This is a genomic window from Micromonospora sp. NPDC052213 (assembly GCF_040679695.1).
In the GTDB taxonomy this organism is placed as follows: Bacteria; Actinomycetota; Actinomycetes; order Mycobacteriales; family Micromonosporaceae; genus Micromonospora.
Genome location: NZ_JBFAVI010000049.1, coordinates 1 through 11921, shown reverse-complemented (window position 1 = coordinate 11921; position 11921 = coordinate 1). Strand labels below are relative to the sequence as shown.

The window sequence follows — 11921 nt, the reverse complement described above, 5'->3', positions numbered from 1 at the left end:
GCCCACCCCGCTCCGCCAGGGCGGGCGTCAGGGGGTGACGGGGGCGGGCTCGGCGATGCAGGCGGTGCCGACGCGGCGGAAGCCGACGCGGAGGTAGACCCGGGCGATGTCCTCGCTGCCGGCGGAGAGGAAGACCAGGTCGGTGCCGGCGGCAAGCAGCGTGCGGGCCAGCGCGGCCGTGACCGCCGCGCCCAGGCCGCGGCGGCGGGCGGCCGGCAGGGTGGCGATCCCGGCGATCTCGGCCACGTCGCCGACCCGCATCGCCATCCCGCTGGCCAGCGCGCCGTCGGCGGGCGTGCCGGCCAGCGCCGACAGTCGCCGACCGTCGGCGATCCGGGCCCGCTCCTCGTCCAGCGCCGCCTCGTCCAACCCGGCCACGGCGGCGTCCCGCTGCGCCGGGCCGGCCTCGCCGCGGTCGGTGCCGGGCGCGGCGAACCCGACGGCGGCGACCGCTCGCTGCGCGGCCACGTCCGCCGCGAAGCCGGGGCCCGCCGGGTCGAGCAGCCGCACCGGCACGTCGGTGAGGGCGCCCCGGTCGGGCAGGGCGTCCGGGTCGAGCACCATCAGCGGAGCCTCCAGCACGGACAGGCCCGCCGAGCGGGCCACCGCGAGCAGGTCCGGGGTCGTCTCGTGCACCCACTCGAGGGCCTCGGGCAGGCCGAGTTCGCGCTGCCGTTCGCGCACCGCCGCGACGTCGGCCAGCGACGGCGGCTCGGTGGCGTCGAGGCGGGGCCGCGCGTAGAACGGCCAGCCGACCCCGTTCCGGACGAACAACACGAGTGCGCCGTGCTCCTCCGTCCGGGCGACGTCCCGGGGCACCGCGTCGTAGAAGCGTTCCAACCGGTCGAACAGGTCCTTCGGCAGGCGATCCACCGGGCGAGACTACACGTCCCAGAGTCTGGAAGGTGTGATCAATCTGCACTGGCCTTGCGCGTCGGACCCTAACGTAGACTCAATAGACCCCCGAGGGCCGACGTCGTCCCGATCCAGATCCATCCTGAGTGACGACAGGAGGCCCGGTGGCCTTTCCGTACCCTCACCGCAGCCCCCAGCAGGCCCCGCACCTCGGCCCGGGAGCGCCCGCGGCCGGGCTCTACGACCCCGCCCAGGAGCACGACGCCTGCGGTGTGGCCTTCGTGGCGGACCTGCACGGACGGCGCTCGCACGCGGTCGTGGTCAACGGCCTCGACGCGCTCTGCCGACTGGACCACCGGGGAGCCCGTGGCGCGGAACCGAACACCGGCGACGGCGCGGGGATCATGATCCAGGTGCCGGACGCGTTCCTGCGCGCGGTGGTCGACTTCCCGCTGCCGCCCGCCGGAGAGTACGCCACCGGCCTGGTGTTCCTCCCCGACGACGACGCCGCGGAGGCCCGCGCCCGCCGCGTGGTGGAGAAGTACGCGCTGGTCGAGGGGGCCGACCTGCTCGGCTGGCGGGACGTGCCGGTCGACCCGAGCGGCCTCGGCGAGACCGCCCTCGCGGCGATGCCCCGGGTCCGGCAGCTGTTCCTCGCCGCGCACCGGCTCACCGACTCGCCCGCGGGGCCGGCCGGGTCGCCGCTAGGCGGCATCGAGCTGGAGCGGGTGGCGTTCTGCGTCCGCAAGCAGGCCGAGCGGGAGAGCGCCGAGCGGGGCGTGCCGGCGTACTTCCCGTCGCTGTCCGCGCGGACCATGGTCTGGAAGGGCATGCTCACCCCCGACCAGCTCCCGGCGTTCTACCCCGAGCTGACCGACGAGCGGGTGGAGAGCGCGATCGCGCTGGTGCACTCCCGGTTCTCCACCAACACGTTCCCGTCCTGGCCGCTGGCGCACCCGTATCGGCTCATCGCGCACAACGGCGAGATCAACACCATCCGGGGCAACCGCAACTGGATGCAGGCCCGCGAAGCACTGCTGCGGACCCCGGAGCTGTCGGGCAACATCCGCCGGGTCTTCCCGGTCTGCACCCCCGCCGCCTCCGACTCGGCGAACTTCGACGAGGTCCTCGAACTGCTGCACCTGGCCGGGCGGAGCCTGCCGCACGCCGTGCTGATGATGATCCCCGAGGCGTGGGAGAACGACCCGGACATGGCCCCCGACAAGCGGGCCTTCTACCGCTTCCACGCGAGCCTCATGGAGCCGTGGGACGGGCCGGCCTCGGTCGCCTTCACCGACGGCGAGATCGTCGGCGCCGTGCTCGACCGCAACGGGCTGCGCCCGGGCCGCTGGTGGCGGACGGACGACGGCCTGGTGGTGCTCGGCAGCGAGGCCGGCGTGCTCGACCTCGACCCCGCCCGGGTGGTCGCCAAGGGCCGCCTCCAGCCGGGGAAGATGTTCCTGGTCGACACCGTCGCCGGGCGGATCGTGCACGACGACGAGATCAAGGCGGAGCTGGCCGCCGCGCAGCCGTACGCCGAGTGGCTGCACGCCGGCCTGATCGAGCTGACCGACCTGCCCCCGCGCGAGCACATCGTCTACACCCACGACTCGGTGCGCCGCCGGCAGCAGACCTTCGGCTACACCGAGGAGGAGCTGAAGATCCTGCTCGCGCCGATGGCGCGGACGGGCGCCGAGCCGCTCGGCTCGATGGGCACCGACACCCCGATCGCCCCGCTGTCCACCCGGCCGCGGCTGCTCTACGACTACTTCCACCAGCTCTTCGCGCAGGTCACCAACCCGCCGCTGGACGCCATCCGCGAGGAGCTGGTGACCAGCCTGGCGTCGACGATCGGGCCGGAGGGCAACCTGCTCGACCCGGGCCCGGCGAGCTGCCGGCAGATCGTGCTGCCGTACCCGGTGATCGACAACGACGAGCTGGCCAAGATCCTCTCCATCGACGAGGACGGCGACCTGCCGGGCTTCAAGGCCGTCCGGGTCTCCGGGCTCTACCGCGTGCGGGACGGCGGCGCCGGGATCAAGGCCCGGCTGACCGAGATCTGCCGGCACGTCTCCGAGGCGATCGAGGACGGCGTGCGGATCCTGGTGCTGTCGGACCGGGACTCCAACGCCGACCTCGCCCCGATCCCGTCGCTGCTGCTCACCGCCGCCGTGCACCAGCACCTGGTCCGCGAGCAGACCCGCACCCAGGTGGCGCTGGTCGTCGAGTCCGGCGACTGCCGCGAGGTGCACCACGCGGCCGTGCTGATCGGCTACGGCGCGGCGGCGGTCAACCCGTACCTGGCCTTCGAGTCGGTGGAGGACATGATCTCCACCGGCGCGCTCGTCGGCGTCGAGCCGGTGAAGGCGGTCCGCAACTACGTCAAGGGCCTCGGCAAGGGCGTCCTGAAGATCATGTCCAAGATGGGCATCTCGACGGTGTCGTCGTACTGCGGGGCGCAGGTCTTCGAGGCCGTCGGGCTGGACTCCCGGCTGGTCGAGCGCTACTTCCGCGGCACCCCGAGCAAGATCGGCGGGATCGGGCTGGACGGCATCCACGCCGAGGTGGCCGCCCGGCACGCCGTGGCCTGGCCGGAGCCGGGCGCCGAGTCCTCCGGGCGGCTGGCGGTGGGCGGCGAGTACCAGTGGCGCCGCGAGGGTGAGCTGCACCTGTTCAACCCGGAGACGGTCTTCCTGCTCCAGCACGCCACCCGCAGCCGCCAGTACGACGTCTTCCGCCAGTACACGGCGAAGGTCGACGAGCTGGCCGCGAAGGCCGGCTCGCTGCGTGGGCTGTTCACCCTGCGGACGGGAGTGCGGCCGGCGGTGCCGATCGAGGAGGTCGAGCCGGCCACCGAGATCGTCAAGCGGTTCGCCACCGGCGCCATGTCGTACGGGTCGATCTCGGCGGAGGCGCACGAGACCCTCGCCATCGCCATGAACCGCCTCGGCGGCAAGTCCAACACCGGCGAGGGCGGCGAGGACGTCGAGCGGCTGCACGATCCGGCCCGCCGCTCCGCCGTGAAGCAGATCGCCAGCGGCCGGTTCGGGGTGACCAGCGAATACCTGGTCAACGCCGACGACCTCCAGATCAAGATGGCCCAGGGCGCCAAGCCCGGCGAGGGCGGGCAGCTGCCCGGCAACAAGGTCTGGCCGTGGATCGCCCGCACCCGGCACGCCACGCCGGGCGTCGGCCTGATCTCCCCGCCGCCGCACCACGACATCTACTCCATCGAGGACCTCGCCCAGCTCGTCCACGACCTCAAGTGCGTCAACCCGTCCGCGCGGGTGCACGTCAAGCTCGTCAGCGAGGTCGGCGTCGGCACCGTGGCGGCGGGCGTGGCGAAGCTCAAGGCGGACGTCATCCTGATCTCCGGCCACGACGGCGGCACCGGCGCGTCCCCGCTGAACTCGCTCAAGCACGCCGGCACCCCGTGGGAGCTGGGGCTGGCCGAGGCGCAGCAGACGCTGCTGCTCAACAAGCTGCGCGACCGGGTCACCGTGCAGGTCGACGGCCAGCTCAAGACCGGCCGGGACGTGCTGGTCGCGGCGCTGCTCGGCGCCGAGGAGTTCGGCTTCGCCACCGCCCCGCTGATCGTCGAGGGCTGCGTGATGATGCGGGTGTGCCACCTGGACACCTGCCCGGTCGGCATCGCCACCCAGAACCCGGTGCTGCGGGAACGCTTCACCGGCCGGCCGGAGTTCGTGGAGAACTTCTTCCTCTTCCTCGCCGAGGAGGTCCGCGGCTACCTGGCCGAGCTGGGCTTCCGCTCGATCGAGGAGGCCATCGGGCACGCCGAGCTGCTCGACGTCGCCCCGGCGATCGCGCACTGGAAGGCCGGCGGGCTCGACCTGACGCCCGTGCTGCACCTGCCGGAGCTGCCGGCCGGCGCCGCCCGCCGGGGCGTCCGCGCCCAGGACCACGGCCTGGACCGGGCGCTGGACAACGAGCTGATCGCCCTCGCCGGGCCGGCGCTGCGCGACGGCACGCCCGTACGGGTCGAGGTGGCGGTGCGCAACGAGCACCGCAGCGTCGGCGCGATGCTGGGCGGCGAGGTCACCCGCCGCTTCGGCGGGGCCGGCCTGCCCGCCGACACGGTCGAGTTCACGCTGCGCGGCACCGCCGGGCAGTCGTTCGGCGCGTTCCTGCCGCGCGGGGTCACCCTGCGGCTGCACGGCGACGCCAACGACTACGTGGGCAAGGGCCTCTCCGGTGGCCGGCTCATCGTGCGGCCGGACGCCGCCGCCCCCTTCGTCGACGGCGACGCCGCACCGGGGGAGCGGGCCGAGGACCAGACCATCGCCGGCAACACCATCCTCTACGGCGCCACGGCGGGCGAACTCTTCCTGCGCGGGCGGGTGGGGGAGCGGTTCGCGGTGCGCAACTCCGGCGCGGTTGCCGTCGTCGAGGGCGTCGGCGACCACGGCTGCGAGTACATGACCGGCGGGACCGTGGTGGTGCTGGGGCCGACGGGCCGCAACTTCGCCGCCGGCATGTCCGGCGGGACCGCGTTCGTGTACCGGCTGGACCGCCGCCGGGTCAACGCGGAGCTGGTCGACCTGGCCCCGCTGTCCGACCAGGAGCAGGCCGTGCTGCACGAGCTGGTGCAGCGGCACTTCGCCGAGACCGACTCGGCGGTCGCCGAGGAGCTGCTCAAGCGTTGGCCGGAGGCGGTGGCGGAGTTCACCGCGGTGGTGCCCCGGGACTACCGCCGGGTGCTGGAGATCATGCGGGCCGCCGAAGCCGCCGGCCGCGACGTCGACGACGCGGTGATGAGCGCGCTCTCCGCGCCCGCCGCGAAGTCCATGCCGACCACGCCCGCCCCGCGGGCGGCGGTCCAGGAGGTGGCTCGTGCCTGACCCGAACGGTTTCCTGCGCTACGACCGGCGGCTGCCGGCGCGCCGCCCGGTGCCGGTGCGGATCAGCGACTGGCGGGAGGTCTACCCGCCGGCCGGCGAGGAGCTGATCCGCGAGCAGGCCACGCGCTGCATGGACTGCGGCATCCCGTTCTGCCACGACGGCTGCCCGCTGGGCAACCGCATCCCCGACTGGAACGACCTGGTCCGGACGGGCGGCTGGGACGCAGCGGTGGAGTCGCTGCACGCCACCAACAACTTCCCGGAGTTCACCGGCCGGCTCTGCCCGGCGCCCTGCGAGGCGGCCTGCGTGCTCGGCATCGGCGGCGGCCAGCCCGTCACCATCAAGCAGGTCGAGGTGGAGATCGCCGACGCGGCCGTCGCGCGGGGCGGCCTGCTGCCGCGCCCGGTGCCCGCGCCGACCGGCCGGTCGGTCGCCGTGGTCGGCTCCGGGCCCGCCGGCCTCGCCGCCGCGCAGCAGCTCGCCCGCGCCGGTCACGCCGTGACGGTGTACGAGCGCGACGACGCGATCGGCGGCCTGCTCCGGTACGGCATCCCCGACTTCAAGCTGGAGAAGGCCCACATCGACCGGCGGCTGGCCCAGCTCGCCGCCGAAGGCGTGCGCTTCCGCACCGGGGTGAACGTCGGCGTCGACGTCACCGCCGAGCAGGTGCGCGCCGAGCACGACGCGGTGCTGCTCGCCTGCGGCGCGTTGCAGGGCCGGGACACCCCGGAGACCCCGGGCCGGCACCTGCGCGGCGTGCACCAGGCGATGGAGCACCTCGTCGCGGCCAACCGGGTGGTCGCCGCGGCGGCGGGCGGCCGGCCCGACACCGCAGTGCTGCCCGACGGCACGCCCATCGACGCGGCCGGGAAGCACGTGGTGATCATCGGTGGCGGCGACACGGCGGCGGACTGCCTCGGCGTGGCGCACCGGCAGGGCACGGCCGGCGTACACCAGCTCGACCTCTACCCGCGGCCGCCGCAGGCCCGCGACGAGGCCCGGGACCCGTGGCCGACCTGGCCGTGGCTCCTGCGCAGCTACCCGGCGCACGAGGAGGGCGGCGAGCGGGTCTTCGCCGTCGCGGTGCAGGAGTTCGTCGACGACGGCACCGGGCAGGTGCGGGCGGTGCGGATCGCCGAGGTGAGCGTGGAGAAGCGGGACGGGCGGCGGATCGTCACCCCGCTGCCCGGTTCGGAGCGGGAGCTGCCGGCCGACCTGGTGCTGCTGGCCATCGGTTTCGAGGGCACCGAGGCGCAGCCGCTGCTCGACCAGTTCGGGGTCGTCCGCAACGCGCGCGGGGCCGTCGACGCCCGGCCGGACTGGCAGACCGACACCGACGGCGTCTTCGTCGCCGGTGACATGCACCGGGGCGCCTCGCTGATCGTCTGGGCGATCGCCGAGGGGCGGGCGGCGGCCGCCGCGATCCACGCGTACCTCGGCGGGGTCGGAACGCTTCCGGCCCCGGTGGACCCGGCCCGGCAGCCGCTCGCGGCCCGCTGACCACCCGCTCGGGCCCGACGTGGTCCCGGCCTGCGCCTGGCAGGCCGGGGCCACGTCGCGTGAGCCGCCTCACGAAAGACGGCAAATAGGTTTAATTGCCGCCAGACTTGGCGGCTGCCGCGCACCGCCACCCGGGTTCGGCACCGTCATGTCGCCGTCCCACGGGGGAATCAGTCGTGTTCGCCGCGCTGCGCCACCGGAACTACCGGATCTGGGCCGCCGCCGGATTCGTGTCCGTCGTCGGGACCTGGATGCAGGTCCTGGGCGTGAACTGGTACGTGCTCGCCGAGACCGGCTCGGCGACGTCGATGGGCTTCACCGTCCTGCTCCAGGCCCTGCCCACGCTGCTGCTCAGCGTCTGGGGCGGGGCGCTGGCCGACCGGCTGCGCGCGAAGCCGCTGCTGATCGTCGCCCAGGCGCTCCACGCGGCCCTGGCGGCCGGGCTGGCGCTGGTCGCCGTCACCGGCGTGGGCGGCCTCCCGGCGATCTACGCGATCTCGCTGGTGACCGGCGCCGTCTCGGCCATCGAGGGCCCGGTGATGGGGCGCTGGTGCTCGACCCTGGTGGACCGGGAGAGCCTCGGCAACGCCCTGGCGCTCGGTTCGCTGACCAACTCCGCCGGCCGCATCCTCGGCATGAGCGCCGGCGCCGTCCTGGTCGCCGCCGTCGGCCCCGCGCTGCTCTTCGCGGTCAACGCCGCCAGCTTCGTCGCGGTGGTGGTGGCCCTGTTCGCCGTACGCGAGCGGGAGCTGCACGCGGGGGAGCCGGCGCCGGCCGACGCGGAGCCGGCGGACCGCGGCATCGTCGCCGGATTCCGCTATCTGCTGCGCCAACCGGTGGTGCTCGTCGCGCTCGCCCTGTCGTTCGTGCTCGGCAGCCTCGGCCGCAACTACCAGGTGACCATGGCGGCCATGAGCGACGGACCGCTGGGCGGCGGTGCCTCCGGCTACGGGTTCCTCTCCACCGTCTTCGCGGTCGGCACGGTGCTCGGCGCCCTCGTCGCGGCCCGGCGGCGTGAGCTGGGCTACGGGATCCTGCTCGCGGCCGGCCTGCTGGCCAGCGTGCTGCAGATCGTCGCCGGGCTGGCCCCGGGCACCCTGAGCTTCGCCGCGGTGATCCTGCCGGTCGCCGCCGCGGCCGTGGTCATCGACACCACCGTCGGTGCCCGGGCCCAGCTCGACACCGACTACGCGATGCGGGGCCGGGTGCTGGCCGCGCTGGCGGTCACCGGCTCCGTCTCCGCCGCGGTCGGCGCGCCGCTGCTCGGCTGGCTCTCCGAACACGCGGGCCCCCGGGAGACCCTCGTGCTGGCCGGGACGGTGACGGCGATCGCCACCGTGGTGGCGGGGATCGGGCTCGACCGACTGCGCGGGCGCCCGCTGCGCCGGCGGGTCGCCCTGGCACTGGCCGTGCCGGCGGTACGGCGTCCGGTGCGTCGGGTCGCCTCGACGGCGGCCCGCGTCGTCCGACCGGCGTCGAGCGCGGTGCGGTCCGTCCGGCCCGTCCGGGCCGTCGCACGGATCGTCCGACCGGCGGGAGGCGACGTCCCGGCCGGCCGCCCCGTGCTGCCCCGGCCGGCCACCGGTCGACCCCGGGCGGGCCGGGAGGCGCACGAATGCGCCGCCTGCGCGCCGCGCCGTGCCCGCCGCCGCTCCCGCCTGACCGGCGCGGCACGTCCGCTCGACCAGCCGGCCGAGTGCCCCCGCTCCGGCTGACCCCACCGCCCCACCAGCTCCCGGTGTGCGGAAGGACCGACGCGCCCGCCTCGCCACTGTCCGGGTGTCGCCTGTGTCCGTTAGGGTCCTTGAGGACCAGGCGGGGCGACGGCGACGGGAGCAGAGGGTGGGCAGGCTCGCGTCGGCGTACGGGCAGGCGGTCGCGGCGCACCGCGCGGCCCGGTCCCACCTCGACACCGCCCGTCGGGCGCTCGCCGGGCACGCCCCGGCCGTCCCGAACGGCGCGGGCGCGCTCGTCGCCCGGCTCGCCGAACTCGGCGGCGCGCTCGCCACCCCGACCCCCGGGGCCACCCCGGTCGCCGTCGCGCCCGTCCCGGTGCGCGTCGGCGAGGCGTCCACTCCCGACGGCGCCTTCCCCGTCCTCGTGCCGCTGGGCGGCGGACACCACCTCGCGGTCGACGCGGACGCCCGCGACCCCCGGGTGGCCGGCCTGCTGCGGGCGCTCGTGCTGCGGCTGCTCGCCACGGCGCCGCCCGGCGGGGTCCGGGTCGCCGGGATCGACACCGCCGCGCTGGGCGCCACCTTCGGGCCGCTGCGCCCGCTGGTCGACGCCGGCGTGCTCGACCCGCCCGCCACCGGCGAGGCCGAGGTGGCCGCCCTGCTCGACGCCGCCGAGCGGCACGCCCGCGCCGCCCGGCACGCCGACCGTCCCGACCAGGAGCTGCTGCTGGTCGTCGCCGCGTCGACGCCGCCGCCCCGCGAGGCGGCCCGGCTCGCCGCGCTCACCCACGCCGGGCCGGCCGCCGCCGTCTGCGTCCTGGTCGCCGGCCAGCCGTCCGCCGCGTCCGCCGACCCGCCGCCCCAGCTCGGCGCCACCACCACGGTCCGGCTGACCGAGCGGTACGCCCACGTCGGCGACCCGCCCGGCGCCCCGTTCAGCGTCGACGGCACCGGCCTGGCGGCCCCCGTGCTGCTCGACGGCGACCCGCCGGCCGCGTCGGTGGCGGCCCTCGCCGCCCATCTCGGCGCCGCCGCCCGGCGCGGCGACGCGGTGGGCTTCGCCGAGCTGCTGCCCGAGCGGCGGTGGGCCGAGTCGGCGGGCAACGGGCTGCGCACCGTGGTCGGCCGCGCCGGCCGGGACCGGGTCACCGTCGCCTTCGACGACGCCACCCCGCACTGGCTCGTCGGCGGGCGCACCGGCGCCGGCAAGACGGTCTTCCTGCTCGACGTCCTCTACGGGCTCGCCGCCCGCTACTCGCCCGCCGAGCTGCAGCTCTACCTGCTCGACTTCAAGGAGGGGGTGAGCTTCACCGAGTTCGTCCCCACCCCCCGCGACCCGTCCTGGCTGCCGCACGCCCGGGCCGTCGGCATCGAGTCCGACCGGGAGTACGGCGTCGCCGTCCTGCGGGAGCTGCGCCGCGAGCTGTCGCGGCGGGCCACCGCGCTCAAGCGGCACGGCGTCACCAAGCTCGCCGACCTGCCCCGCGACACGCCGGTACCCCGGATCGTGGCGGTGGTCGACGAGTTCCACGTGCTGCTCGCCGGCAACGACGCGCTGGCCCGCGAGTCGGTCGACCTGCTCGAGGAGCTGGCCCGCAAGGGCCGCTCGTACGGCGTGCACCTGGTCCTGGCGAGCCAGAGCATGACCGGCGTCGAGGCGCTCTACGGGCGGGCCGAGGCGATCTTCGGTCAGTTCGCGCTCCGGGTGGCGCTGCCCGGCGGCGGCGGGGTCCTCGACCCGCTGAACGAGGCCGCCCACACCCTGCCCGTCGGTTCGGCCGTGCTCAACACCGCCGCCGGGGCGGTCGGCGCCGACACCGTCGTCCGCTTCCCCGACGCCCACGCCGCCGCGGCCGAGCTGGCCGCGCTGCGGCACGAGCTGTGGCAGGCGCGGCCGGCGGGCGCGCGCCCCCCGTCGGTGTTCAGGGGCTACGAGACCGCGCGCGTCGAGGACGACCCCACCTTCGCCGGGCTGCGCCCGGGCGGGCGTCGCCCGCTCGCCCTGGTCGGGCGGACGGTCGACGTGGACGGCACCTCCGCGCTGTTCATGCTGGACGCCACCCCGGGCCGGCACCTGGCCGTGGTGGGCACCTCGGCCACCGGCGCGGAGGTGCTGCGGGCGGCCACCCTGAGCCTCGCCCGCCAGCACGCCCCGGGCGACGCCCGGTTCCTCATCGCCCCGCTGGTCGCCGCCGCCGAGCCCGCCGCCGACGACACCACCGCCACGCTGGTCGCCGCCGGTCACGCCGTCGACCGCCTCGACACCGCCGGCCTGCGCCGGCACGTCGCCACCCTCGCCGCCGGGCTGTCGGCCCCCACCACGCCGTCCGGCTCGGCCGCCACCACGCCGTCCGGCCCGGTCGCCCCGGCCCGGCCGGAGGGCGGTGCCGCGCCGGACACCGGCCGCACCTACCTCGTCGTGTTCGGGATGGACGCCGCCAGCGCGGCGCTCGCCGCCACCGACCCGGAGACGTTCCGCTCCGGCCACGACGACCTGGGGGCGCTGCTGCGCCAGGGCCCCGCGCGGGGCGTGCACCTGCTCGGCTGGTGGCGCGGGCTGCGCCGGCTCGCCGACGACCTCGGCGGCGCGCACAACCGCGACGACGTCGCCTGTCTGGTGGCGCTGAACGTGCCCGGCGCCGACCTCGGGCTGCACCTCGGGGTGCACGACCTCGCGTACGCGCCCCGGCCCGACCGGGCGCTGCTGGTCGACCGGCACGACCAGCGCACCCGACTCATCGTGCCGTTCGCCCGCGACGGGCACGGCCCGGACGGGGAGGACTGAGGCGGTGTCCGACTACTCCGAGTACGCGGCGCTGGCCCGCCAGCTCGCCGAGCGGCGTCGGGCCGGTGAGCGCGGCGCCGCCGCCGAGGCCGAGCGCCGGCGCAACCTGCACGCCGCCGCGGACTACCTCCAGCACCGGCTGACCGCCCAGGGGCAGCGCCTCGACCAGCTCGGCCAGGCCATCGGCGTCCCGGCCCCCGGCGTGCCCACCGGCCCCGCGCCCGCGCCGGCGACCGCACCCGCGG

5 protein-coding genes and 1 pseudogene are annotated in these 11921 nt (G+C 76.0%); 5 read left to right on the top strand and 1 reads right to left on the bottom strand.

What is annotated here, in order from left to right; translation table 11 throughout:
- Positions 1–27: 27 nt before the first annotated feature.
- Positions 28–864: a GNAT family N-acetyltransferase gene (locus AB0L34_RS14970; protein WP_363705108.1), complete on the bottom strand. Its 837-nt coding sequence runs from the start codon at positions 862–864 to the stop codon at positions 28–30.
- A gap of 155 nt (positions 865–1019) precedes the next feature.
- On the opposite strand from AB0L34_RS14970, the gene gltB reads away from it, so the two are divergent.
- The 5 genes and pseudogenes from gltB to AB0L34_RS14945 form a co-directional block, all read left to right on the top strand.
- Complete coding sequence (gltB, locus tag AB0L34_RS14965) at positions 1020–5714, top strand: glutamate synthase large subunit (protein ID WP_363705089.1); 4695 nt, start codon at positions 1020–1022, stop codon at positions 5712–5714.
- On the top strand, positions 5707–7215 hold the full coding sequence (locus tag AB0L34_RS14960; protein ID WP_363705088.1) for a glutamate synthase subunit beta: 1509 nt from the start codon (positions 5707–5709) through the stop codon (positions 7213–7215). The genes gltB and AB0L34_RS14960 overlap by 8 nt, the downstream gene beginning before the upstream one ends.
- A 176-nt stretch (positions 7216–7391) precedes the next feature.
- The gene (locus tag AB0L34_RS14955) at positions 7392–8930 is read left to right on the top strand and encodes an MFS transporter (RefSeq protein WP_363705087.1); all 1539 of its coding nucleotides are present in this window, start codon (positions 7392–7394) and stop codon (positions 8928–8930) included.
- A 127-nt stretch (positions 8931–9057) separates the two neighbouring features.
- Entirely contained in the window at positions 9058–11676 is a 2619-nt protein-coding gene (locus tag AB0L34_RS14950; RefSeq protein WP_363705086.1) for an FtsK/SpoIIIE domain-containing protein, read from the top strand.
- Positions 11677–11680: 4 nt separating this feature from the next.
- A pseudogene (locus AB0L34_RS14945) lies at positions 11681–11921 on the top strand (hypothetical protein); the annotation flags it as partial.